Source organism: Sinorhizobium sp. P24N7 (assembly GCF_042436655.1).
GTDB classification, from domain to species: domain Bacteria; phylum Pseudomonadota; class Alphaproteobacteria; order Rhizobiales; family Rhizobiaceae; genus Sinorhizobium; species Sinorhizobium meliloti_A.
Genome location: NZ_JBHMIW010000001.1, coordinates 33,106 through 55,731 on the forward strand (window position 1 = coordinate 33,106; position 22,626 = coordinate 55,731).

General features: G+C 63.9%; 21 protein-coding genes and 1 pseudogene. 12 read left to right on the top strand and 10 right to left on the bottom strand.

Annotated elements, in window-relative coordinates:
• The first annotated feature begins 4 nt into the window (after positions 1–4).
• The 4 genes and pseudogenes from urtE (at position 5) to ACFHWW_RS00150 (ending at position 2,878) form a co-directional block, all read left to right on the top strand.
• Positions 5–700 (top strand): urea ABC transporter ATP-binding subunit UrtE, encoded by a 696-nt coding sequence (urtE, locus tag ACFHWW_RS00135; protein WP_100671186.1) that lies wholly within the window; start codon positions 5–7, stop codon positions 698–700.
• A gap of 365 nt (positions 701–1,065) precedes the next feature.
• On the top strand, positions 1,066–1,494 hold the full coding sequence (locus ACFHWW_RS00140; protein ID WP_379936958.1) for a hypothetical protein: 429 nt from the start codon (positions 1,066–1,068) through the stop codon (positions 1,492–1,494).
• 148 nt (positions 1,495–1,642) lie between these two features.
• Positions 1,643–1,830: pseudogene (locus ACFHWW_RS00145) on the top strand (ABC transporter permease); the annotation flags it as partial.
• A gap of 61 nt (positions 1,831–1,891) precedes the next feature.
• Positions 1,892–2,878, top strand: coding sequence for a substrate-binding domain-containing protein (locus ACFHWW_RS00150; RefSeq protein WP_324764491.1), 987 nt, complete (start codon positions 1,892–1,894; stop codon positions 2,876–2,878).
• Here the strand turns inward: ACFHWW_RS00150 and repB are convergent.
• The gene (gene repB / locus ACFHWW_RS00155; RefSeq protein ID WP_379936959.1) at positions 2,875–3,936 is read right to left on the bottom strand and encodes a plasmid partitioning protein RepB; all 1,062 of its coding nucleotides are present in this window, start codon (positions 3,934–3,936) and stop codon (positions 2,875–2,877) included. The two genes, ACFHWW_RS00150 and repB, sit on opposite strands and share 4 nt — an antisense overlap.
• A 3-nt stretch (positions 3,937–3,939) precedes the next feature.
• Entirely contained in the window at positions 3,940–5,187 is a 1,248-nt protein-coding gene (gene repA, locus ACFHWW_RS00160) for a plasmid partitioning protein RepA (RefSeq protein WP_379936961.1), read from the bottom strand.
• A 347-nt stretch (positions 5,188–5,534) separates the two neighbouring features.
• On the opposite strand from repA, the gene ACFHWW_RS00165 reads away from it, so the two are divergent.
• From ACFHWW_RS00165 to ACFHWW_RS00185, 5 genes are read left to right on the top strand one after another with little or no spacing between them, the layout of a single operon-like run.
• Complete coding sequence (locus ACFHWW_RS00165; RefSeq protein ID WP_338282025.1) at positions 5,535–6,371, top strand: metallophosphoesterase; 837 nt, start codon at positions 5,535–5,537, stop codon at positions 6,369–6,371.
• Positions 6,368–7,534, top strand: coding sequence for an ABC transporter ATP-binding protein (locus tag ACFHWW_RS00170; protein ID WP_379936962.1), 1,167 nt, complete (start codon positions 6,368–6,370; stop codon positions 7,532–7,534). Before ACFHWW_RS00165 ends, ACFHWW_RS00170 begins: the two co-directional genes overlap by 4 nt.
• Positions 7,527–8,438 carry a carbohydrate ABC transporter permease gene (locus tag ACFHWW_RS00175; RefSeq protein WP_275599479.1) on the top strand — a complete coding sequence of 304 codons (912 nt, stop codon included), beginning with the start codon at positions 7,527–7,529 and terminating at the stop codon, positions 8,436–8,438. Before ACFHWW_RS00170 ends, ACFHWW_RS00175 begins: the two co-directional genes overlap by 8 nt.
• Positions 8,435–9,271, top strand: a complete 837-nt coding sequence (locus ACFHWW_RS00180) for a carbohydrate ABC transporter permease (RefSeq protein WP_275599478.1) — start codon at positions 8,435–8,437, stop codon at positions 9,269–9,271. The genes ACFHWW_RS00175 and ACFHWW_RS00180 overlap by 4 nt, the downstream gene beginning before the upstream one ends.
• Positions 9,272–9,293: 22 nt before the next feature.
• Complete coding sequence (locus ACFHWW_RS00185) at positions 9,294–10,559, top strand: ABC transporter substrate-binding protein (RefSeq protein ID WP_338282020.1); 1,266 nt, start codon at positions 9,294–9,296, stop codon at positions 10,557–10,559.
• Between the two features lie 60 nt (positions 10,560–10,619).
• On the opposite strand, the gene ACFHWW_RS00190 is transcribed toward ACFHWW_RS00185, so the two are convergent.
• Complete coding sequence (locus ACFHWW_RS00190; RefSeq protein ID WP_102763696.1) at positions 10,620–11,024, bottom strand: DoxX family protein; 405 nt, start codon at positions 11,022–11,024, stop codon at positions 10,620–10,622.
• A gap of 329 nt (positions 11,025–11,353) precedes the next feature.
• Here ACFHWW_RS00190 and ACFHWW_RS00195 point away from each other — a divergent pair, with 329 nt between their 5' ends.
• Complete coding sequence (locus tag ACFHWW_RS00195; protein WP_379936963.1) at positions 11,354–14,194, top strand: DNA translocase FtsK; 2,841 nt, start codon at positions 11,354–11,356, stop codon at positions 14,192–14,194.
• A 51-nt stretch (positions 14,195–14,245) separates the two neighbouring features.
• Here the strand turns inward: ACFHWW_RS00195 and ACFHWW_RS00200 are convergent, their stop codons facing one another.
• The 3 genes from ACFHWW_RS00200 to ACFHWW_RS00210 form a co-directional block, all read right to left on the bottom strand.
• Positions 14,246–14,563: a cupredoxin family copper-binding protein gene (locus ACFHWW_RS00200; RefSeq protein ID WP_100671194.1), complete on the bottom strand. Its 318-nt coding sequence runs from the start codon at positions 14,561–14,563 to the stop codon at positions 14,246–14,248.
• Positions 14,564–14,570: 7 nt separating this feature from the next.
• The gene (locus ACFHWW_RS00205; protein WP_100671196.1) at positions 14,571–15,095 is read right to left on the bottom strand and encodes a DUF4142 domain-containing protein; all 525 of its coding nucleotides are present in this window, start codon (positions 15,093–15,095) and stop codon (positions 14,571–14,573) included.
• A 77-nt stretch (positions 15,096–15,172) separates the two neighbouring features.
• On the bottom strand, positions 15,173–15,856 hold the full coding sequence (locus ACFHWW_RS00210) for an RNA polymerase sigma factor (protein ID WP_379936964.1): 684 nt from the start codon (positions 15,854–15,856) through the stop codon (positions 15,173–15,175).
• A gap of 419 nt (positions 15,857–16,275) precedes the next feature.
• Here ACFHWW_RS00210 and ACFHWW_RS00215 point away from each other — a divergent pair, with 419 nt between their 5' ends.
• Complete coding sequence (locus ACFHWW_RS00215; protein WP_100671198.1) at positions 16,276–16,560, top strand: acylphosphatase; 285 nt, start codon at positions 16,276–16,278, stop codon at positions 16,558–16,560.
• Here ACFHWW_RS00215 and pcaF read toward each other — a convergent pair whose 3' ends face one another.
• From pcaF to ACFHWW_RS00230, 3 genes are read right to left on the bottom strand one after another with little or no spacing between them, the layout of a single operon-like run.
• Complete coding sequence (gene pcaF / locus ACFHWW_RS00220; RefSeq protein WP_379936965.1) at positions 16,561–17,763, bottom strand: 3-oxoadipyl-CoA thiolase; 1,203 nt, start codon at positions 17,761–17,763, stop codon at positions 16,561–16,563. It abuts the gene before it with no gap.
• The gene (locus ACFHWW_RS00225; RefSeq protein ID WP_338282008.1) at positions 17,763–18,548 is read right to left on the bottom strand and encodes a CoA-transferase subunit beta; all 786 of its coding nucleotides are present in this window, start codon (positions 18,546–18,548) and stop codon (positions 17,763–17,765) included. The genes pcaF and ACFHWW_RS00225 overlap by 1 nt, the downstream gene beginning before the upstream one ends.
• Before the next feature lie 14 nt (positions 18,549–18,562).
• Complete coding sequence (locus ACFHWW_RS00230; protein WP_379936966.1) at positions 18,563–19,423, bottom strand: CoA transferase subunit A; 861 nt, start codon at positions 19,421–19,423, stop codon at positions 18,563–18,565.
• Positions 19,424–19,553: 130 nt separating this feature from the next.
• On the opposite strand from ACFHWW_RS00230, the gene ACFHWW_RS00235 reads away from it, so the two are divergent.
• A complete protein-coding gene (locus ACFHWW_RS00235) occupies positions 19,554–20,309 on the top strand; it encodes an IclR family transcriptional regulator (protein WP_379936967.1) in 756 nt (251 codons plus the stop codon).
• A gap of 507 nt (positions 20,310–20,816) precedes the next feature.
• Here ACFHWW_RS00235 and ggt read toward each other — a convergent pair.
• Positions 20,817–22,562 carry a gamma-glutamyltransferase gene (ggt, locus tag ACFHWW_RS00240; RefSeq protein WP_379936968.1) on the bottom strand — a complete coding sequence of 582 codons (1,746 nt, stop codon included), beginning with the start codon at positions 22,560–22,562 and terminating at the stop codon, positions 20,817–20,819.
• Positions 22,563–22,626: the final 64 nt, after the last annotated feature.

Consider the following 22,626-nt stretch of genomic DNA (forward strand, 5'->3'; position numbering starts at 1 on the left):
ACCGATGCTGAACGTCGAAAACGTCAGCCTGCATTACGGCGCCGCGCAGGCGCTTCGCGACGTCTCGTTCAAGGCGGAGATGGGCAAGATCACCTGCGTGCTCGGCCGCAACGGCGTCGGCAAGTCGAGCCTGCTCAGGGCCGTCACCGGCCAGCATGCGGTGACGAGCGGCACGATCTCTTTCAACGGCACGCCGCTCGACGGCATGGCGCCCTTCCGACGCGCCAAGCAGGGCGTCGGCTACGTGCCGCAGGGCCGCGAGATATTTCCCCTGCTGACGGTGAAGGAGAATCTCGAAACCGGATTCGCCCCGCTGAGGCGGGCTCAACGCTCGATCCCCGACGACATCTTCAGCCTGTTTCCGGTACTTCAGACTATGCTCGGCCGGCGGGGCGGCGACCTTTCGGGCGGCCAGCAGCAGCAGCTCGCGATCGCCCGCGCTCTCGTGACACGCCCGAAAATCCTGGTGCTGGACGAGCCGACCGAGGGCATCCAGCCGTCGATCATCAAGGACATCGGCCGCGCGATCAAATATTTGCGGGATTCGACCGGCATGGCGATCCTGCTCGTGGAGCAATATCTCGATTTCTGTCGCGAGCTTGCCGACCACGTCTATATCATGGACCGCGGGGCTTTCGTGCATGAGGGGCCGCCGGAGACGCTCGACACGCCGCAGGCGCGCCGGCATCTAACCGTTTGAAGCCGCATAACGAGCCTGCGCGCGGTTTTCCACAGACCCGAAAATAGCCGGTAAAGTCAATGGTTTGGGCCGAAGACCTGATCTCAGCGTCGCCTGCGGGCGACAGAAAAATCCACTTCTTTTGTGGATTGCGTTTGCCCGCTCAAGCGCTTTGACCCATACTGCACATGCATGTTCGATGATTGCTCCTGCGTGGTCCTTCGACCGGAACGGTCGAAGGATTAGCCAATGCAGCAGTTCAAAGTGTCACGGCGCGTTCCATGTCTCCGGACGAAACATGGTGCCGTGGCGAGTTTCGCAATCACACCCCGCTGACAGAATTGGCCATTTCGCGTTTCCGGCCTATCCAATCGGAGGAGACCCTAATGACGAATTTCCTGCCCGCCCTTCACGAAGGGCACGCCCCCATTACGCTCCAGACGCTCTTCAAGGACGCCCTCGAAGCCTATGACGATTGGGAGGAGGGCATGCCCGAACCCATCGTTTCCTTCGAGGACAAGGTACTTCCGGTCAGTGCCGTTTTCGAATGGATGAGACCCTGCACGGACCTCATGCCGGCCAATATGATCGGTATCGTCACCGATCGGCTGACGAAGCCCTGGAGCGGCGCCGGACCGCTGGACGCAATGACCTTCTCGACCGCCGCCCGGGTCATGTCCATTCTGGTGCGGCGGCGCTTGAGACGCTTCGGGCGCGGCTCCATCGAGGCCTTTGCCGACCGCTTCAGCCATCCGATGCATTCCGTTCCGTCGCCATCGCCGGAATCGGCGGGATCTCGATCGGCACGCTTATAAAGCCACCGCCCACGACCGTGGCGATGCCCGATATGGTCATCGTTGCGGCCGAGCTGCACAATCCCCCGCCGGTCGCGCCTGCCGTCGCCGCTGTCGGCCTCGGCTATCCGGGTGCCTTTGGCGCCATTTGCGTCGGTGTGCTTCGTTCGTGCCGCTCGCAGGCTATGCTTCCAAGGCGGCCCAGGCGATGGGGACGCATATCACCTGCCGTCGATTGCGGCGGTCGTGCTCGGAGGCACGTCGATCCTTGGCGGGCGGGACTCCTATCTCGGCACGGCAGCAGGCGTCATCCTGATCACGCTCCTGCTTTACGGCCGCGCGCCGCCGAGCCGCTAGAGCCTTTCATAAACCGGCACCTTCAAAACGCTGTCATGAAACCGCGATAGGGCGTCGGCGGATGGCGACGCTGCAACAGATAGCTTTTCATGCCGGCTGCTCGCTGGCGACGGTCTCACGCGTCTTGCGGGGCGAGGGGCCGGCGAGCGGCGAAATGGTGCGCCGCGTGCGCCGCGCAGCTGCCGAACTCGGCTACAGACCGGTGCCTTCCGCGGGCGCAAATAGCGGGCGCAGCCGCCCGGTCGTCGGCGTGCTGGTGCCGAGCGTGACCAACCCGGTCTTCGCGGCGTCGCTGGCGGGCATACAGCACCGCATGCAGACCGCGTCGCATGGCGTTCTGATCGCCCAATCGAACTACGATTCTTCGGCGGAAGTCCGCGCCGTCGCTGCACTTCTGGAGCAGCGCCCGACCGGGCTCATTCTGACCCTCTGCAACGCCGAGACCAGCGAGGCGCTCTCGGCCGCGCTGCCGCCGACGATCCTTCTCAACAATCGGCCGGTCCCGCGTTTTCCAGCCGCCGTGACCGTCGACAATTACCGGGCAGGATACGAGATCACCAAACACATTCTCGCCCATCGCCACCGCCGCATCCAGTTCGTCTCAGGCTATTTCGCCTCGTCCGACCGCGCGCACCTGCGCTACGCCGGCCATTCAGCGGCGATGCGGGACGGCGGGTATTCGGCACTTCCGGCGCTCCAAATCCCCTTCGTCGACGGCTACCAAGATCTGGAGCTTTCCCAGGCCATCGAAAAGCATGCGCCAACGGCGATTGTCGCATCCAACGACCTCCTGGCGCTGGGGGTAATCGCCGCGCTCCGGCGCGAAGGCCTCTCCGTTCCCGAAGACGTTTCCGTCGCCGGTTTCGACGGAATCGCGATCGGCCGGCTGATGAAGCCGTCGCTCACGACCGTGGCGATGCCGGATGCGGACATGGGTGTCGCCGCGGCCGCCATGCTGCTCGACATCGCCGAAAACAGCGTGCAATGCCGCCACCTTTGCCTCGACTACCGGCTTTATCCCGGCGAGACGGTGAGGATGGCGGGCTAAGTCTTCCGATTCTCGACGAAGGCAGCATGCCACTTGGCGAGCATCGACACGGCTTCCTGGACGACGGCCGGATGGGTGCCGGGCAGGAACTCGATCCTTGGCGCTTTGCCGTCACGCTTCAGCCGCGCGAAGACCCGCCCCTTAGCATCTTTCAGCTCCTCCGGCTTTTCCGGTTCCGGCTTGTCGCTTTGCGACAGGCTATTGAAGACGAGCTGAAAGCGCTGGTCTGAATCGACGGCGCGGAAGCGTGGCGAAGCGATCTCGTCCTGGGCTCTGGCGCGCGCCTCTTGCCTTTCAAGCAGCGTCCCGATCGCCATCCAGCGCTCGCGTCCGGCCTTCGGCGCCGGGCCGATGGCGCGGGCGACTTCGTGCGGCACGCCGTCCGCCACCTGCAGGAGGCGCGAAAGCTCGCTTTTCTGCACCGCAAGCGCATCGCCGATCACCTTGCGGTCGAAGCCGCGCGCTACGAGCGCAGCGGCGAAAAGCGCCCGTTCGATGAAGGAAAGGTTGCGCCGCTCGGCATTTTCCTTGCCTTGGGCAAGCACGAGCTCGTCATCGGTCAGCGTCCGGACGATCGCCTTTACCTGGAGCTCGAGCCGGCGCACCGCCTTCAGGCGCCGGTGGCCGTAGGCGGTCTGGTAATGGCCCCGCTTTTCCGGGTGCGGCCGCACGAGGATCGGCGATTGCTGGCCGTTCTCGCGAATGCTCTCGACGAGCGCGAGGAAATCCGCATCGTCTACCTCACCATCGGTCAGCCGATCCTCGACGAAGGAGCTTTCGACCAAAGCCGGATCGAGCGAAACGACGCGTTCTCCCTGGGTCAACGCCTCCCTGAGCACCCGTGCTTCCTCGGCCTCGCGGGTGATGCTGCCGAGAGAAAGCCCCATGGCCTTCACTGCGCCGGAAGCTGCACGGGGCGCATCGAGCGGGGCGGCGGGCCTGGCGTTGACAGGTGTCAACTCGGCCGGCGCCGCTTCGGCGGGGGCTTGCTGATCGCCGGCAGGCGCGCTTCCCGAAAACAGCGCCCGCAATTCGTTTTTCCGGTTGTTACCAGCCATGACTCAGCGCCCCCATGCCGCGTGAATGAGAGCCTCGATCTCGCCGTTGACCGCGTTCAGCGATTCGATCGCGCGGTCATAGGTCGCGCGGGTGAAATTCTCCCGGCCGACCTCGTAGAGCGTCTGCTTGGTGAGACCTGCATCCGAGATCGCGGTCGATTTTACCATGGCGGAGGTCAGCACCCGGTCGCCGAAGAGCGAGCGCATGAAGCCGACGATCTGCGCCTGCGGTCCGTCATTCGGCTCGAAACGGGTGACGAGATAGCGCAGGAAATCGAAATTGAGCTCGCCGCCGGCCTCGCGCACGACGCTGAGCAGGTCCGAAGTCATGTAGAGGAACTGGTTCATCGATGCGACGTCGAGCATCTGCGGATGCACGGTGACGATGACCGACGTCGAAGCGCAGAGCGCCGAGAGCGTCAGGTAGCCGAGCTGCGGCGGGCAGTCGATGACGACGACGTCGTAGTCGTCAGCGACGCTTGCCAGCGCCGCCTGCACCCGTGCGAAGAAGAGCGGCCCCGCATCGGCACCGCTCTGCCGCGCACTGAGCGCCTGCGGCGTCGTGTGTTCGAACTCCTGCAATTCGAGGTTGCCCGGCACCAGGTCGAGCCCGTCGAAATAGGTCTTGCGGATGATGTCCTTCAGTGGCCGCGCCTCGGCGTCGTAACGGATTGCGCCGTAGAGCGTGTCGTTGCCGGTCAGGTCCAGTTCCGGCTGGTAGCCGAACAGCGCCGAAAGCGATGCCTGTGGGTCGAGGTCGACCGCGAGCACCCGGTGACCGGTCAGAGCGAGATATTGTGCGAGATGGACCGATGAGGTCGTCTTGCCGGAGCCGCCCTTGAAGTTGGTGACCGAGATTACTTGCAGATGCTCGCTTCTCGCGGCATCGCGCCATTTGAGATAACCGCGCGCCTTGGCGCCATTGCCTTTGGCAATCGCCTGCTCGGCCAGATGCCGACGCAGCGCGTTGATGTCGGAGAGCGAATAGGAGCGTCGTCCGCCTGCGCCGGTGTCGGGCTGCGGTCCCTCGCCAGCCAGCGACAGCTGGCGCAAGTATCCGTCGGAAACCCCGATGAGCTTGGCTGCCTCGCCGGAGGTGAAGCTCCGGAGCGTCTTCCTCGCTGTCGGCGCAAAAAGCCGGTCTCGCATCGCCTTCAGCTGTTCGGAAAGCGCCCGCGCGTCGGCGGCGATCGCCTCGTCTGCCGGTTTGCGCAATTCCCCACCGGTCGCTCCTGCCGTCATCATATCCATGGTCTAAACTCCTCGTGCCCGCATGGCGCCTCGCCGCCGTGCAGATGCGCCTGCCGCATTTCCTAACAGGTAATCACTGAGCTACGCCGAAATGCGAAATATGCGGTCTATTCCGTTAGAGGAATGATTCATCCTCTGATTCGCGTCAACCATTTTTCGGAGCGCGCGCTAGGCAAAGCGATAGGCTGAAGATTGAAACTTTCATGGAGAAACTGAAAAACAACTGAGAAGGCCTGTTACCAAACTGACATGGGAGCCCCTTAAAGAGAGCGCCAAAGCGGCGCTGAGCGGGGTACGGCCTCTCATGCATGTCGCCCCTGTCAACACGCGCCGGAGGCCATGCTCCCATGAGGATCGTGCAGATCAGCGATACCCATTTCAGCCCGACAAAATCCCATTTCAACGACAATTGGGAACCCGTTGTCCGCTGGATCGAGACGATCGGCGCCGACTTCGTCGTGCATACGGGCGACCTTACGGTCGACGGCGCGGACCAGGAGGAAGACATCGTCTTCGCGATGGACCTCCTCCGCAGGCTGCCGGTACCGGTGCTGATCGTGCCCGGCAATCACGATGTCGGCCATCTGCCGGGCTCGGATCAGCAGGTCAACGCCTTCCGCCTCGCTCGCTGGCGCAGGCTCGTCGGCCCGGATTTCTGGTTCTCCGATCACGGTGGCTGGCGGCTCATCGGCCTCGACAGCCTTCTTCTCGGCTTCGACGACGCGGAAGAGGAGAGGCAGTTCCGCTGGCTGGCGGATGCACTTGAGAGCCGCGACGGCCGCCCCGTCGCGATCTTCGCCCATAAGCCGCTTTTCGTCGACGATCCGGCGGAAGGCGATACCGGCTATTGGAGCGTGCGGCCGAAACAGCGGCAGCGGCTTTACGGGCTGATGGCGGAGAACGATGTCAAGCTCCATGCGAGCGGTCATCTACACTGGGCCTGGCAAGGCCATCATGCCGGCACCGACCTCGTATGGGCGCCGCCGACCTCCTTCATCATCGACAAGCTGGAGCGGGAAATGCCCGGCGAGCGCCTCGTAGGCGCGGTTGTCCACCACCTGGGCGAAGGACGCATCGACAGCGAGATCGTCGCGGTGCCCGGGCTGAAGCCTTACGTCCTGGATCACATGGTGGAAGAGGTCTATCCGCAGGCCGCGAAGAAGCTCGTGGGAGCGGCGCGATGAGCATTCTTTCGCTCCGCGGCATCGCCAAGTCCTTCGCCGGCAATGCGATCCTCAAGGGCGTGAGCCTCGAAGCGGAGGAGGGCGAATTCGTCGCGCTCGTCGGACCCTCTGGCTGCGGCAAGAGCACGCTTCTCCGCATCGTCGCGGGATTGGATCATGCGGATCGCGGCGAGATCGTCATCGGCGGCCGCGAGGTCTCCCCGGTCGCAGCCGCCGACCGCAACGTCGCCATGGTGTTCCAGTCCTACGCCCTTTATCCGCATCTGACCGCCGGCCAGAACATCGCAGTGCCCCTCGCCATGCGGCGGCTTTCGGCGGCTGAGCGATTTCCCTTCGTCGGCAATCTTCTTCCCGGTCAGCGCCGGATCCGCGCCGACATCCAGCGGCAGGTTCGCGAGATGGCGTCCTCCCTCAAGATCGACCATCTGCTCGATCGCAAGCCCGGACAGATGTCGGGCGGCCAGCGCCAGCGTGTGGCGCTCGCCCGCGCCATGGTCCGCCGCCCTAGCGTCTTCCTGATGGACGAGCCGCTCTCCAACCTCGACGCGAATCTACGGGTCCATGCCCGCAGCGAGATCGTCGAGTTGCACCGGCGCGCCGGCGTGCCGACGCTCTATGTCACGCACGACCAGTCCGAGGCCCTGTCCATGGCCGACAGGGTGGCGGTGATGATCGGGGGCACGCTCCTGCAACTGGCGTCGCCCAGGGAAATCTACGACGATCCCGCCCATGTCGAGGTCGCCCGCTTCCTGGGCCAGCCGCGTATCAACGTGGTGGAAACGCGGATGGATCCGTCGGGCATCGTGCGTTTCGGACCGCTCACGCTGGCTGGCGAGAAGCCGGCTTCGGGCGAGGCGTCGGTAATGCTGGCCGTGCGCCCCGAATTCGTCCGTTTTAGCGGAAATCCGGACGGCATCCTCATGGCGCGCGTAGAGCGGACGGAATTTCTCGGCTCCGAAGTGATCGTGCATGCCCGTCTCGGCGCCATTGGCGAAACGATCGTCGCCAAGATCAGCCCGGCCGAAGCTTCCTCCCTTACCACCGGCATGCCGGTGTCGGTCGAGATCGAACCGGATCGGGCAATGCTCTTCGCCGCCTCGGGCGAGCGGCTGCGGGCAAAGACAGTTGCCGCCGCCGCGGCGCTGGAGAAGGCTCATGGTTAGCATCGCGTCCGATATGCCCATGGCGAGGGCCGACCGGCGCGAAGCGCGGGTCGCCTGGTTGCTCGCCGCTCCCGCGATCGTGCTCTTGTTCCTCTTCATTCTGCTGCCGACATTCGCGGTCGTGCTCCTCGGCTTCACCGATTTCGAGCTCGGCTATGGCGGCTTCCGTTTCGTCGGGTTGGAAAACTACGCGGAACTGATCGGCGACCGCACCTTCCGCCGTTCGCTCTGGAACACGGCCGTCTATACGGCGATCGTCACGCCGGTATCGATCGTGCTGGCGCTGGGCGTCGCGCTCCTGATCGAGGCGGAGACCCGCGCAAAGGCGTTCTTCCGGACCGTCTATTTCCTGCCCGTCGCCTCGCTTCTGGTCGCAATGGCGACGGTCTGGCAATTCCTGTTCCATCCCTCAATCGGGCCGATCAACACCTTCCTGGCACAGCTCGGCATCCCCGGACCGAACTGGCTCGGCGCCTCCGGCACCGTGCTTTACGGGCTTTCGATCATCGGCATCTGGCAGTCGGTGGGCTTCAACATGGTGCTGTTTCTCGCCGGGCTGACCGCGATCCCGGGCGAGCTCTATGCCGCCGCGCAGGTGGACGGCGCGAAATCCCGGCTGGACCGGTTCCGGCTCGTCACCTGGCCGATGCTCGCGCCGACGACGCTCTTCGTCACCACCATCAGCATCATCAATTCCGTCAAGGTCTTCGAGACGGTGAAGACGCTCACCGAAGGCGGGCCGAACAAGGCTTCCGAAGTGCTGCTTTTCACCATCTACCAGGAAGGCTTCGTCTATCTCCGGGTCGGCTATGCCTCGGCGATGACGGTGATCTTTCTCGCGATCCTCGTCGTCCTGATGTTCCTGCAATACCGCGTTCTCGACCGGAAGGTGCATTACGCATGACCGTAAACAGCCTTTCTCCCGGCCGCATCCTGCGGTTCACGCTCCTGTCGCTCGGCGCTCTCATCTTCCTTGCGCCTTACATCTTCATGATCTCGACGGCCGGCAAGGCGCAGAGCGAGATCTTTTCCTCCTCGCTGTCGCTGATCCCGCAGCAATGGTCCTATGTCGAGAACTTCACCAAGGCGCTGTCGCGCGTCTCGATGCCGATCCTGCTTCTGAACGGCGTGATCGTCTGCGCGATGATCTTTATTGTTCAGGTCGTGGTCGCCATTCCCTGCGCCTATGCCATGGCGAAACTCAAGTTCCGCGCCGCACGCCTGATGATGGTGCTGGTGATGCTGGGGCTGCTCGTGCCGATCCATGCGACCGCGCTGCCGCTCTATGTCGCCTTCGACCGGCTGGCAGTGCTCAACAGCTACACGGCACTCGTCGCGCCCTTCTCGATCTCGGTCTTCGCGATCTTCCTGTTCCTGCAGTTTTTCCGTGCCATTCCCGATGATCTGATCCATGCCGCCCGGCTCGACGGCATGTCGGAGATCGGCATCGTCGCACGCGTCGTCGTGCCCAATGCCTGGCCGGCGATCACCGCCTTCGCAATCTTTTCGGTGGTGGCGCACTGGAACGACCTGTTCTGGCCGCTGGTGGTCGTCACCAACCAGAACTACGCCACCCCTCCGCTCGGCCTTCTCTATTTCCGCGCTGCGGAAGCCGGCGACGACTACGGCGCGCTGATGGCCGCCACGCTGATCATTACCCTTCCCCTCGTCGCCGCGTTCCTCGTCGCACAGAAGCGCTTCGTCGAGGGCATAACCATGACCGGTCTCAAGGGCTGATCGGTCGAACCAGGAGAACATCATGAAACATTTCACGCAACTTCTCACCGCCGCGGCGGTGTCGATGACCCTTGCCCTACCGGCCCGGGCCGAAACAGTGCTGACTGTGCATTATCCGATGCCCGGCTTCTTCAAGGACGTGATGGACACGATCTCCAAGAAGTTCATGGAGGAAAATCCGGATATCAAGATCGCCTTCGCCAATCCTTCCGCAACTTACGAGGAGGGGATCCAGACGATCATGCGCCAGGCCGGAACGGCCGAAATGCCCGACATCACCTTCATCGGGCTCAACCGCCTGCGCATGCTCAACGAACGCGACGTCCCGGTCGACCTCGGAGCCTTCATCGCCAAGGACGGCGACATGGCCGAACAGGGCTTCTCGGAGAACATCCTGAAGCTCGCCCAGGTCAACGGCAAGCAGGTGGGCCTTGCCTTCGCGACCTCCAATCCGATCATGTATTACAATGCCGATCTCGTGCGCAAAGCGGGCGGGGATCCGGATACTCCGCCTAAGACCTGGGACGAGGTGATTGCGCTCGGCGGCAAGATCAAGGCGCTCGGCGACGGCGTCGAGGGGATCGACTTCCGCTGGCAGGGCGACGACTGGATGTTCTCCGCTCTCCTCTTCGGCGCGGGCGGCCGCATGCTGACCGAGGACGAGAGCAAGGTCGCTTTCAACGGTCCGGAAGGCAAAAAGGCGATCGAAGTTCTCGACCGAATGGTCAAGGAAGGCGGCCTGCCGGTGCTCACCAAGCAGGCCGGCGAGCAGGCCTTCGTCGCGGGCAAGGTCGGTTTCGCCTTCCAGACGACCGGGGCGCTCCGCAACACGATCAAGAATGTCGGCGAAAAGTTCGACCTGCGCACCGCGGCCATTCCGCGGATCGACCCGGTGAACGGCAAGCTGCCGACCGGCGGCAACGCGGTCGTGATCCTCACGCGCGACGCCGACAAGCAGGACGCTGCGTGGAAGTTCGCCAAGTTCGCGGCCGGCCCCTATGGCGCTTCGGTCGTCGTTCCGGGTACCGGCTACGTCCCGAACAACGAGCTCGCGGCGAAGTCGCCGGAATATCTCGCAAACTTCTACAGGGAAAATCCGCTCTTCCGCGCCGGCCTCGAGCAGATGCCGGTTATGATCCCGTGGTATGCCTTCCCGGGCACGAACGGCGTCAAGGTCACGCAGACGATCGTCGAGAACCTGTCGCGCGTCGTCGAGCAGGCGGCAACCCCCGAGGAGGCGCTGAACGACGCAGCCGCGGAAGTCGAAAGCCTGCTGCCGCGCAGCTGAGCCTTGAACCGTCATTCATAAGCCCGCCTGCGGATCATTATCCTCCGCAGGCGGACCCGTTCAGGCCGGGGCGGTACGTCCGTCCAGGCTGAAGGCACCCGCGCCGAAGGCGGCGATCTGAAGGAAGCCGCCGGTGATCGCCAGGTTCTTCATGAAGTGGATCATCTGGTTCTGGTCGGCGAAGTCGGTGTGAAAGCCGATCGCCGAGGCCAGGGTGAAGGCTGCAAGGATCAGCGCCACCCACCGGGCCCGATAGCCGAGGACGAGGAGGATGCCTGCGCCGATCTCCACGACAAGAGCAATCGCGTAGGCGACCGGAGGCAGGGGCAGCCCCGCCGAGGCGATGTAGCCGATCGTGCCGGATGGATCGCCCAGTTTCCCGAAGCCGGAAAGAATAAACATGGCGGCGAGAAGCAGGCGGCCGATGAGGGCCAAGGAGCCTTGAAGTGCGGGATTGTCGCTCATGTGACGTGCCTTTCTTCACTATGGCCTGGTCGCGCACGCATACCCGCTCCGGGCCTTCGGAACGGCGGCAGGCGTTCGCTGCTCCGTGATTGTAAATGCAGAGCCCGCGGATCGGAAATTTTCCACAGCTGAAACAGAAATTGAACGGAACGGAATTGCATCGCCAAAGCGCGGGAAAGCCTTGCGCCGCGAGCACGGAACGGCACTTGGGAGGGGTTTTCAAGGCGGCCCGGCGCCCTTCCGGCGAGGCTCCCGGAAGGAAGTTGTTAACCTTCATTTCCTATTCCCTAGGGCAGCCCCTTCGATGATGAATTTCGAGTTTTCAGGCCATGCGCATTCCCCGGACAAATTTCTCGCCTGCAGCTTTGTATGACGCAAATCACGCGGTTGATTTCGAGGACCCGCATCCGGTTGCGCAAGGTTCCGCGGACGCTTCGGCGCCTGAGGCGGCCGCTCACGACCATCTGTTCGAAGCACCGGAAGCGCCGCGGCGCGCGCCCGGCCATCGGGACCAGGAGACAGGCTATGCGGGACGCGCCGCGCGCCTCTACGGTCATGGCTCCGCCTATGCTCCGGCCGAGGTTACCGTCTCTACGCGCGATCCGCTTCCCACGCTTGCCGAGATCACCGGCCTATCCGGCGAGCCGAGCTGGGAGAGCCATTTCTTCCTGTCGCCGAACGTGCGCTTCACGCGCACGCCCGAGCGCGAACTCATGAAGCGTCACCCGCCGGCGCCCGAAGAAAGCCGGGCTGAGGCCGACGAAGCCGCGGCGGAAGCATCCGATCCCGAAACGGTGATGGACGCAGTACCGGCCGAACCCGCTCCGTCGGTGGTCGAAACGGAACTGCCGTCCTACAGTCCGTCCGAGCTCCTCCGGGTGCTGACGCAGCAACTGCCCTCCTGGAGCGCTGCACGCTCGCCGGCGCCGGAAGCGGGCACCGCCGAACCGGCAATCACCGAAAGCGCGGCCGTGACGGAGGAAGAGCCCGCCACTCCTGAAACGTCATCGGCCCTGCCGGTAGCGGACGAGGTGCCTGTGGTTCCGCGTGCACTGCCCGTTGCGAACCTTGCGCCCCGGAGTGCCGGAGTGGAGGAGGATGTGCCCCAGCAGGCAGAAGCGCATCTGGCCTATCTATCCGATTTTGCGTTTTTCGAGTTCATGCCGCTCGAAGCGGCGGCTGTTCCGCCGGCTGCCGCGGAACCTGTGAAGGAAGCCGCGCACCTTCGCGCGCCGGTCGCAGCCGCGCCGAAGGTCTCGCCACCAAAGATCGCCGCCGCGACGCCTGTCGAAATCCGGCCGCAGCCGCCCACGGCGATAAGCTCGCTGTTCCGGGTGGTGGAATGCCGGCGGCCCGAGCCCGCCGCTGCCGAACCGGCTTCGGCCGCGCCGCAGGATCTTGCCGCTGAGCCGGCCGTCGTCGAGACAGCCGCCCCGGTTATAGCCGAAGCACCCGCTTCGGCACCGGCCGAACCCATCGTACCCGCCGTCGTGCCCGCAAGCGAACCGCCTCCCGAAGTGCCGGTGACCAGGGCGGCGATCACCATGCCGGCCGTGATACAGCGTTCGTCGCCGTCTCTGCCGCCGATCGGCGCCATCGAGCCGCTGCAGGGCGGCGACGCCTACGAGTTTCCTTCGAAGGAACTTCTGCAGGAGCCGCCGCAAGGCCAGGGTTTCTTCATGACGCAGGAGCAGCTCGAGCAGAATGCCGGACTGCTCGAAAGCGTGCTCGAGGATTTCGGCGTCAAGGGCGAGATCATCCATGTCCGCCCCGGCCCTGTCGTCACCCTTTACGAATTCGAGCCCGCGCCGGGCGTCAAGTCCTCCCGCGTCATCGGTTTGGCCGACGATATCGCCCGCTCGATGTCGGCGCTCTCTGCCCGCGTCGCGGTGGTGCCCGGCCGCAACGTCATCGGCATCGAGCTGCCGAATGCCACGCGCGAAACCGTCTATTTCCGCGAGCTGATCGAATCCGGCGATTTCCAGAAGACCGGCTGCAAGCTTGCGCTCTGCCTCGGCAAGACGATCGGCGGCGAACCGGTGATCGCCGAACTCGCAAAGATGCCGCATCTGCTCGTCGCCGGCACCACCGGCTCGGGCAAATCGGTGGCGATCAACACCATGATCCTGTCGCTGCTCTACCGGTTAAAGCCGGAAGAATGCCGGCTCATCATGGTCGATCCGAAGATGCTCGAACTCTCCGTCTATGACGGCATCCCGCATCTGCTGACGCCCGTCGTCACGGATCCGAAGAAGGCCGTAATGGCGCTGAAATGGGCGGTGCGCGAGATGGAGGACCGCTATCGCAAGATGTCGCGGCTCGGTGTGCGCAACATCGACGGCTACAACCAGCGCGCGGCGGCCGCGCGGGAAAAAGGCGAGCCGATCCTCGCGACGGTGCAGACCGGTTTCGAGAAGGGCACCGGCGAGCCGCTCTTCGAGCAGCAGGAAATGGACCTTTCGCCGATGCCCTATATCGTCGTCATCGTCGACGAGATGGCCGACCTGATGATGGTCGCCGGCAAGGAGATCGAAGGGGCGATCCAGCGGCTTGCGCAGATGGCGCGTGCCGCCGGCATCCACCTGATCATGGCGACCCAGCGTCCCTCGGTCGACGTCATCACCGGCACGATCAAGGCGAACTTCCCGACCCGCATCTCCTTCCAGGTGACCTCAAAGATCGACAGCCGCACCATCCTCGGCGAGCAGGGGGCCGAACAGCTCCTCGGCCAGGGCGACATGCTGCACATGGCCGGCGGCGGCCGCATTGCCCGCGTCCACGGTCCGTTCGTTTCCGATCAGGAAGTCGAGCATGTGGTCGCGCATCTGAAGACGCAGGGGCGTCCGGAATATCTCGAGACGGTGACGGCGGACGAAGAGGAGGAAGAGGTCGAGGAGGATCAGGGCGCCGTGTTCGACAAGAGCGCGATCGCCGCCGAAGACGGCAACGAGCTCTACGATCAGGCGGTGAAAGTGGTGCTGCGGGACAAGAAGTGCTCGACCTCCTATATCCAGCGCCGCCTCGGCATCGGCTATAACCGCGCCGCCTCGCTGGTCGAACGGATGGAGAAGGACGGTCTCGTCGGCCCGGCGAACCATGTCGGCAAGCGCGAGATCATCTACGGCAACCGCGAAAATGCGCCGAAGCCGGAAAGCGACGATCTGGACTGAGTTGTCGGTTGCTTCAGCTCCCTCCGCCTACGGGCGGGAGGGAGCTGCGGGTCACGGCCGCACGGTGATGTGGCCCTTCATGTTGGGATGGTAGCGGCAGATATAATCGAAGCTGCCCGCCTCCTGAAGCACCAGCCGGCCGGATTTCTTCGCCGGCAGAAGCACGTCCGCACCGCCTTTGACGGTCGCCGTGTGGACGAGCGCATCCTTGTTGATCCACTCGACCTCGTCGCCCACCTTCGCCTCGATCTCCACGGGCAGGTAGACGAGGCGATCGATCGTCACACGGATGGTTTCGGCCTGAGAAGGAGTGGCCACGACGGCCGCTCCCATCGAAAATAAGACAGTTGCCGCTCGCGTCATGAACATCGCGGTCTCACTTCAATTCGGCCGCGACGTGTTCGGCATGCTGCTGATGTCCCTGGAACAGCTTAAGCCCGGTCTCGAGCAGCGATTTGAGTTCTGCATTCTGAGCCGACGGTATCAGCAGCGTTTCCAGCGCGCCGTTGACCTGCTTGTGGTAGGCGACCTCATGCGCGATATAGGCTTTGTCGAATTCCTCGCCCTTGAGCTTCGCAAGCTCCTGCCGCTTCGCCTCGGCCGCTTGCGAGAGGGTCTTGCTCGTATCGTTGTCCTCGGGCGTGACGTTGAGCTTCTTGACGAGATCGAGGGCTTGCTTGTTAACCGACTCGTGGTCGCGCAGCATGCTCTCGGCGAATTCCACGACGGTTTCGTTCTTCGACGTCGCGATCGCCTGTTTGGCGGCTTCGATATCGAGCACGCCGGCAGTGTAGGCGATATGGGCGATCTGCGGGTCGGTCGGCTTGTCGTTGCCGAGTGCCCCGCCGGTGCCGAAAAGGAGGGCGATCACGGCCGTTGCGGTCGTCAGTCTGATGGTCATGGGATGTTCCTTTCCTCGAAGATCAAAGCGTGTTTGAACGCCACGCTTTGGATGCTTCGCGGCTCGAAGCGTTCCCGCTATTTTCCGTCTGTTTCCGGCGACCGAGGCGAAATGCGGGCAAGAACGGACTCGGTCAGACGCTCGCAGCGCTTTCCCGCGAAAGGAAAGGCATCCAGCAGAACCGGGCCGATCTGCCGCTCCAACTGCTCTTTCAGGATGCGGCGCGCCCGGTGCAGCCTTGTGCGTGCCGTTTCAGGCTTGAGACCAAGCAGGGCGGCCGCCTCGTCGTTGTCGAGCCCTTCGATGACGCGCAGTACGAATACGGTGCGGTAGGTGTCCGGGAGATCGTCCGTCAGCCTTTCGACGAGATCGAGGATTTGTCGCTGTGCCATCGTCTTTTCCGGATCGCCGATGCCTGAGTTGAGGGGAAAGGCGATGATCTCCGCCTCTTGCGACTGCCGCATATCTTCGGCAAGTTTCATCAGCCGCCGTCTTTTCCGCAGGCGGCCGAGCGCCTCGTTGATGACGATCCGGGCGAGCCAGGTCGTGATCGCCGCATCGCCGCGAAAACCCTCAAAGCGCGTGAAGGCACGGACATAGGCCTCCTGCAGCACGTCTTCCGCATCGCTGTCGTTGCGCAGGATGCTCCGGGCGATCCGGTAGAGCTTGCGGTTATGCGCCTGCATGATCGCGCGGAAACGGGAGAGGTCCTGCGCAGGTGACGGCGCATTCAGGCAAAGCTCGGTTTCAGCGATAGGCATGGTCGGGCTCCTTCTCGGATATTGGATGCCCCATCTCCGGAAATGTTCCCAGCTATGTGCCGGCCATGTTTCGGATCTTACCGCGGTCTGGTCTTGCAGGGATAACGGAATTCGGGATCGCGCCGGCTCGACGCCTCGGCTGAAAGAGAAAGCCCGGCGCGGGAGGAGGTGCGCCGGGCTTTCGATCCTGACCGGCAACTGGGAGGAGGAGGGTTGCCGATCCCGCGATGGAACTGGGAGGAGGAGTGTTCCATCGACAGTTATATAATAATGCTGCAGTGCAGCATCTTCAAGGCCGAAAATGAAATTTTTTCCGGCTGATAAAAGAAGGGACCGAGGTCCCGCGCCGGAAGCGTCAGGAAGACGCTTGCCTTAGCCGCCATTTGCGCCAGATTCGAAGCGGAAAGGAGGGCAACGCCATGACGAAGGACCGCAGGGCCGCTTTGGTCAGAATTACCGGACGGGTACAGGGCGTGTGCTTTCGCGACTGGACACGCGAGGAGGCCGAAAGGCTCGGCCTTGACGGTTGGGTTCGCAACGAGAGCGACGGCTCGGTGACCGCCCTCATCGCCGGGCCGGACGGCGCCGTCAGCAGAATGCTGGATCATTTCTGGAAAGGGCCGCCCGGCGCTTCCGTCGCCGATGTCGCAAGCGAGGAGGCTTCTTCCGTCGAAGCGCCGGCGGGATTTCGCATCACACGATAACTACACCCGCTCCAGCGCCACCGCGATGCCCTGGCCGACGCCGATGCACATGGTGGCGAGCGCGGCGCGGCCACCCGTCTCGGCGAGCTCCAGCGCTGCCGTTCCGGTGATGCGCGCACCCGACATGCCGAGCGGATGGCCGAGTGCGATGGCGCCGCCGTTGCGGTTGACGCGGGGATCGTCGTCGGCAATCCCCAGCGCGCGCAGGACCGCAAGTGCCTGGCTGGCAAAAGCCTCGTTGAGTTCGATGACGTCGAACCGCTCCTGTGTCACGCCGACCCGTGTCATGAGCCTCTGCGAGGCGGGCACCGGTCCCATGCCCATGATGCGCGGCGGCACGCCTGCCGAAGCGCCGCCTAGGATGCGGGCCATGGGTCGCAGCCCATATTTTCTGGCAGCCTCCTCCGAGGCGATGATGAGCGCCGCAGCGCCGTCATTGACGCCCGAAGCGTTGCCGGCGGTGACGGTGCCGCCCTCCCGGAAGGGTGCCTTGAGTTTGGCGAGCGCTTCGATCGTCGTGGCGCGCGGATGCTCGTCGCGGTCGACGACGACGGGTTCGCCTTTCCTTTGGGGGATGGTGACGGGGACGAGCTCGCTCGCAAGGCGGCCGTTCGTCTGGGCGGCCGCGGCCTTTGCCTGGCTGCGCAGGGCGAAAGCGTCCTGGTCCTCGCGCGAGACCTTATAGTCTTCGGCGACGTTCTCGCCGGTCTCCGGCATCGAGTCGACCCCATATTGTGCCTTCATCAGCGGATTGACGAAGCGCCAGCCGATCGTCGTGTCGTGAATTTCGGCATGGCGCGAAAAGGCGCTCTCGGCCTTCGGCAGCACGAAAGGCGCCCGCGACATGGATTCGACCCCGCCGGCGATCATCAGGTCGGCCTCGCCGCATTTGATCGCCCGGGCGGCCGCAATCACGGCATCCATGCCGGATCCGCAGAGCCGGTTGATCGTCGTGCCGGGAAGGGCGACGGGCAGCCCCGCAAGTAGCAGCGACATGCGCGCGACGTTGCGGTTGTCCTCGCCCGCCTGGTTGGCGCAGCCGAAGATCACGTCATCGACCGCTTCCCAGTCGACCGACCTGTTGCGGGCCATCAGCGCCTTCAGCGCAATGGCGCCGAGGTCGTCGGCGCGCACCGAAGCGAGCGAGCCGCCGAAGCGGCCGATCGGAGTGCGGATATAGTCGCAGATATAGGCTTCGCGCATCAGGTGGCCTCCCTTCCCGCGGCCTCGTGGGCTTTTTTGGTGCGGGCGTTGATGTCGCGCAGAACGACAAGCTCGGTCTCGGTCGGTGCCGGTGTTTCGATGACGGTCTCCGCGAATTTGATCGGCCAGCCGCAATTTCCGGCGATCTGATCCCGGGTGACGCCGGGGTGCAGGGAAACGACGGTCAATTCCTTCGTCTCCGCATCCGGCTCCAGAATGCAGAGATCGGTGACGACGCGGGTCGGGCCGCTGGTCGTCAATCCAAGCCGCTCCCGATGATTGCCGCCTTCGCCGTGTCCCATGGAGGTTACGAAGGGCAGCCTTTCCACGAAGCCGCGCTTCGTCAGCGCCATGGTGATGAAGATGCGGCCGCAATTGGAGGCGATTTCCGGCGCGCCGCCGCCTCCCGGCAGGCGCACCTTGGGATGGTCATAGGGGCCGACGACGGTCGTGTTGAGATTGGCGAAACGATCGATCTGCGCGCCGCCGAGAAAGCCCGTGGTTATCCGGCCGCCCTGGAGCCAGTAGCGGAACATTTCCGGCACCGAGACGGTGAAAAGCGCGGTATCGCAGAGCTCTCCGTCGCCGATCGAGAGCGGCAGTACGTCGGGCCTGGTGCCGACGGTGCCGCTCTCATAGATAAGCGTGATATCCGGCGCATGCGTCAGCCGCGCCACATTGCAGGCGGCTGACGGAGCGCCGATGCCGACGAAGCAGACGTCGTCGTTGGAGAGCGCGCGCGCCGCGGCGACCGTCATCATCTCGGTGGGGGTGAAATCAGTCATTCTTCGCTTTCCCCTCAAGCAACCTTGGCCGCGGTCTTCGCGGCGTGGCGGGCGAAGTCCTCGGGTTTGGCGGCAAGGACGTTCTCCCTGATCCATGCGTTGAAGGTTTCCCGTTCGCGCGCAATCTCGTCCCAACGGATGTAGAAGGCGTTGGAGCGGGGATAGTAACCATGCGCATAGGACGGGAAGGCGCCCCCCGGCACATGCGCGACGGCGGTCACCGCCCACTCCGGCAGCACCACCGAATTGGGGGAGGGCGGGTCGAGTTCGTCGACGATCTCCTCGACCGTCACGATCGAGCGCCTGGCGGCGAGCACCGATTCCTTCTGCACGCCGACAATCCCCTCCATCAGGACGTTGCCCTTGCGGTCGGCGCGTTGGGCATGGATGATCGTGACGTCCGGGCGGATTGCAGGCACCGCGGCGAGCACCTCGCCGGTGAAGGGGCAGGTCACGCTTCTGATATTGAGGTTCACCTTGGGCAGGTCGGCGCCGATATAGCCGCGGAAGGACGCAAAAGGCAGGTTCGCGGCACCCGCCTCATAAGCATTGGCCATGGCCGCATGCGAATGTTCCTCGATCTCGATCGGCCGCGGCCATTGGTTCTCGACCGCATCCCGGAAGCGGTGCAGCGAGCCGACGCCCGGATTGCCGCCCCAGGAAAACTTCATGCCCCGCGCCGCACCGACGCCGATCAACTGGTCGTAGAGGATGTCGGGCGTCATGCGCACGAGGAACAGGTCCTTCCGGCCCTGGCGAATCACCTCGTGTCCCGCGGCATAGGGGATCAGGTGCGTGAAGCCTTCCATCGCCACCGTATCGCCATCCCTGACATTCTCCGCCACCGCCTCGGCGAGAGACACTATCCGCGCCATCGTTTTCCTCCAGTGATGTTCGAGCCGAATAAGCGCCTGCTCCTCCCAGGCGTCAATTTCTTTTGTGCGAAATTTGACATTTGTTCGTATGTCGCACAAAATCGCAGGCCAGAAACCGGCGGGAGACACGATGCGGGAAACGGATTTCGTCAGCGGCTTTGCGCGCGGTCTGAGGGTGATCGAAGCCTTCGGCGAGTCGCAGCCGCGGCTTTCGATCGCCGACGCCGCGAAGATCACCGGGCTCGACCGGGCGACCGTCAGGCGATCCCTGCTGACGCTGTCGCAGCTTGGTTATGCCAATTACGACGGCAAGTTCTTCACGCTCACACCGAAGATCCTGAGGCTCGGCCATGCCTATCTTTCGGCGACGCCGCTGCCGGCCATTGTCCAGCCTTACCTGGACCAGCTCGCGGAAAGAGCCGGGCAGAGCGCTTCCGCCTCGGTGCTCGACGGGACCGAGATCGTCTATGTGGCACGCGCGTCGCAGCGCCGGGTGATGTCGATCAACCTGACGCCCGGCTCGCGTCTTCCCGCCTATTGCGCCTCGATGGGGCGGGTGTTGCTGGCCGCACTACCCGAGACCGAGGCACGCGAAATACTCGGACGTTCCGACTTGAAGGCGAACACACCGCTGACGAGAACCGACCCGGAAGAGCTGGTGGCGGAATTGCGGCGGGTTCGCGACGAGGGCTATGCGGTTATCGACCAGGAACTGGAGCTCGGCCTCTGCTCGATCGCGGTACCGGTCGCCAATGATCGCGGGCAGGTGCTCGCGGCCGTGAACATCGGCGCATCCGCCGCCCATGTGCCGGCCCGCGAGATGGCGGAGCGCTTTCTGCCTCTGCTCAGGAAAACACAAGCCGCATTGCGGCTTGTATTGCGCTAGGCGTGTTGAGATCGGATACCCGCGGCGGGTTGTTTGATTTCCTCATTCCTGTGACGAGCACAGGGGCGAGGGTGGAGAGGGTGCGGTTCCTCGGCGCGCTTCATAAACCGTGAAGTTAGCGAGGCGGCGCGGGTCCCGCCCGTATATAGCGTCCCGCTTCGCTTCGATGCGAGAATGTAGACGTAACCTTTCATTGCGTGACGTATCCCCGGTCCCTCATTCCTGTGCTTGTCACAGGAATCCAGCCAGCCCAAGTCTTTGGGCTGGAAAGGCTCTTCCGCGCCGCAGACGCGGCGCTGCTGGATCTCTGTGACAAGCACAGAGATGAGGATGAGGAGAGATTGCAGCCCTCCGAAAAGTTTCCTGCAGCGCCGCGCGTCTTATGAGACGAGCAAAGGTCACTGTAGCCCTTTGAGCTGCTGCATGTTTTGTCCATTGACCGGCTACGAGCGGGATGGGGGCGGAAAACCGCACGCATTTTTCCTCATCCCGCTTTAGCCATCGCCCTCAATATCCTCGTGCCGCACCTGCGCCGATGCGGCTGTCGACGGCGCCGTTGTAGCGGGCGCCGCCGCCCGCCTCGATCTCGGCAACGTTCTCGCCGCCGACGAGGATGCCCGCTGCCTGACCCCAGATCATCCAGTTCTCGTCGACCTGAACGTCATGGCCCATGGCGGAAAGCAGTTTGCGCGTATCGGGCGAGAGAGCATAGGGCTCCATGAAGACCTTGTCCGGAAGCCACTGATGGTGGACGCGCGGCGCGTCGACGGCCTCCTGGATGTTCATGCCGTGGTCGATCACGTTGATGATCGCTTCCAGCGTGATGGTGATGATGCGGGCGCCGCCGGGGCTGCCGATCACCATGAAGGGCTTGCCGTCCTTCGAGATGATCGTAGGGCTCATCGATGAGAGCGGTGTCTTGCCGGCTTCGATCGCATTCGCCTCGCCCTGCACGAGGCCATAGAGATTGGGGGTGCCCGGCTTGGCGGTGAAATCGTCCATCTCGTTGTTGAGGAGGATACCCGTGCCGGGCGCGACGACGCCCGCGCCGAAGGAGCCGTTCAGCGTGTAGGTCACCGCAACCGCATTCCCCTCGTCGTCGATGATGGAATAATGGGTCGTCTCCTTGCTTTCGGTAAAGCCCGCCGGCATCAGCCCCTGGGAAACGCCGGCCTTGAACGGGTCGATCTTGGCGCGGATGTCTTTCGCGTAGCTCTTGTCGACGAGCTTTGCGACCGGGTTTTCGACAAAGGCCGGATCGCCGAGCGCGGTGTTGCGATCAACATAGGCATGGCGCATCGCCTCGATCATAGCATGCACCGTCTCGGCCGAGCCGTAACCGAGATAGGCGAGCGGGTAGCCCTCGAGGATGTTGAGAATCTCGCAGATGATCAATCCGCCTGACGATGGCGGCGGCGAGGAGACGATGTCATAGCCGCGGTAGTTGCACTTGACCGGCTCGAGCTCGCGAACCTGATAGCGCTCGAAATCCTCCTTGGCGAGAATGCCGCCCTTATCCGTGCTCGCCTTGACGATCGCGTCGGCGATCGCGCCCTTATAGAAGGCGTCCGTGCCTTTTTCGGCGATGCTCGAAAGCGAAGCGGCGAGATCGGTCTGGACCAGCCGGTCACCGGCTGCAAAAGGCTTGCCGTCCGGCTTCAGGAAGATGGCGGCGGCGGCCGGATCCCTGGCGAGCCGCTCGGTCTCGCCGTCGAAAGACTCGATGTCACCCTGTTCGAGCACGAATCCATCACGCGCGAGCTTGATCGCCGGATCGATCAGCTCCTTCAGCGGCCTTGTGCCGTAACGGCTGCGGGCGAACTCGAAGCCCATGACCGGTCCGGGCACGCCGACGGCGAGATAGCCTTCGGTGCTCAATCCCTCGACGAGATCGCCCTTGTCGTCGAGATACATGGTCTTGGTGGCGGCGAGAGGCGCGCGCTCGCGAAAATCGAGGAAGGTCGTCTTGCCGTCCTTGAAGCGGATGGTCATGAAGCCGCCGCCGCCGATGTTGCCGGCCGTCGGGTAGACGACGGCGAGGGCATAGCCGACCGCAACCGCCGCATCGATCGCATTGCCGCCCTTCTTCAGGACCTCGACGCCGATGTCGGATGCAAGATGCTGGGCGGTCACGACCATGCCGTGCTCGGCCTTGACCGGCTCTGGCGAGGCCGCCAGGACCGGCCGCGGCGAGAACGTACTCAGCGCGACGATCAGGGTAATGGACAGGGATTTCAGGCAGGGACTGCGCATGCTTTCCTCCCGGACAGGAATGTTGGCTTCAAGTTCGGCGCGGGGATGCGTTACCGCCCCCCTC

What these genes read in the sequence shown, in the direction of transcription:
- urtE (WP_100671186.1), top strand. Translation starts at nt 5, where the DNA reads ATGCTGAACGTCGAAAACGTCAGCCTGCATTACGGCGCCGCGCAGGCG.
- ACFHWW_RS00140 (WP_379936958.1), top strand. Translation starts at nt 1,066, where the DNA reads ATGACGAATTTCCTGCCCGCCCTTCACGAAGGGCACGCCCCCATTACG.
- ACFHWW_RS00150 (WP_324764491.1), top strand. Translation starts at nt 1,892, where the DNA reads ATGGCGACGCTGCAACAGATAGCTTTTCATGCCGGCTGCTCGCTGGCG.
- repB (WP_379936959.1), bottom strand. Translation starts at nt 3,936, where the DNA reads ATGGCTGGTAACAACCGGAAAAACGAATTGCGGGCGCTGTTTTCGGGA.
- repA (WP_379936961.1), bottom strand. Translation starts at nt 5,187, where the DNA reads ATGGATATGATGACGGCAGGAGCGACCGGTGGGGAATTGCGCAAACCG.
- ACFHWW_RS00165 (WP_338282025.1), top strand. Translation starts at nt 5,535, where the DNA reads ATGAGGATCGTGCAGATCAGCGATACCCATTTCAGCCCGACAAAATCC.
- ACFHWW_RS00170 (WP_379936962.1), top strand. Translation starts at nt 6,368, where the DNA reads ATGAGCATTCTTTCGCTCCGCGGCATCGCCAAGTCCTTCGCCGGCAAT.
- ACFHWW_RS00175 (WP_275599479.1), top strand. Translation starts at nt 7,527, where the DNA reads ATGGTTAGCATCGCGTCCGATATGCCCATGGCGAGGGCCGACCGGCGC.
- ACFHWW_RS00180 (WP_275599478.1), top strand. Translation starts at nt 8,435, where the DNA reads ATGACCGTAAACAGCCTTTCTCCCGGCCGCATCCTGCGGTTCACGCTC.
- ACFHWW_RS00185 (WP_338282020.1), top strand. Translation starts at nt 9,294, where the DNA reads ATGAAACATTTCACGCAACTTCTCACCGCCGCGGCGGTGTCGATGACC.
- ACFHWW_RS00190 (WP_102763696.1), bottom strand. Translation starts at nt 11,024, where the DNA reads ATGAGCGACAATCCCGCACTTCAAGGCTCCTTGGCCCTCATCGGCCGC.
- ACFHWW_RS00195 (WP_379936963.1), top strand. Translation starts at nt 11,354, where the DNA reads ATGCGCATTCCCCGGACAAATTTCTCGCCTGCAGCTTTGTATGACGCA.
- ACFHWW_RS00200 (WP_100671194.1), bottom strand. Translation starts at nt 14,563, where the DNA reads ATGTTCATGACGCGAGCGGCAACTGTCTTATTTTCGATGGGAGCGGCC.
- ACFHWW_RS00205 (WP_100671196.1), bottom strand. Translation starts at nt 15,095, where the DNA reads ATGACCATCAGACTGACGACCGCAACGGCCGTGATCGCCCTCCTTTTC.
- ACFHWW_RS00210 (WP_379936964.1), bottom strand. Translation starts at nt 15,856, where the DNA reads ATGCCTATCGCTGAAACCGAGCTTTGCCTGAATGCGCCGTCACCTGCG.
- ACFHWW_RS00215 (WP_100671198.1), top strand. Translation starts at nt 16,276, where the DNA reads ATGACGAAGGACCGCAGGGCCGCTTTGGTCAGAATTACCGGACGGGTA.
- pcaF (WP_379936965.1), bottom strand. Translation starts at nt 17,763, where the DNA reads ATGCGCGAAGCCTATATCTGCGACTATATCCGCACTCCGATCGGCCGC.
- ACFHWW_RS00225 (WP_338282008.1), bottom strand. Translation starts at nt 18,548, where the DNA reads ATGACTGATTTCACCCCCACCGAGATGATGACGGTCGCCGCGGCGCGC.
- ACFHWW_RS00230 (WP_379936966.1), bottom strand. Translation starts at nt 19,423, where the DNA reads ATGGCGCGGATAGTGTCTCTCGCCGAGGCGGTGGCGGAGAATGTCAGG.
- ACFHWW_RS00235 (WP_379936967.1), top strand. Translation starts at nt 19,554, where the DNA reads ATGCGGGAAACGGATTTCGTCAGCGGCTTTGCGCGCGGTCTGAGGGTG.
- ggt (WP_379936968.1), bottom strand. Translation starts at nt 22,562, where the DNA reads ATGCGCAGTCCCTGCCTGAAATCCCTGTCCATTACCCTGATCGTCGCG.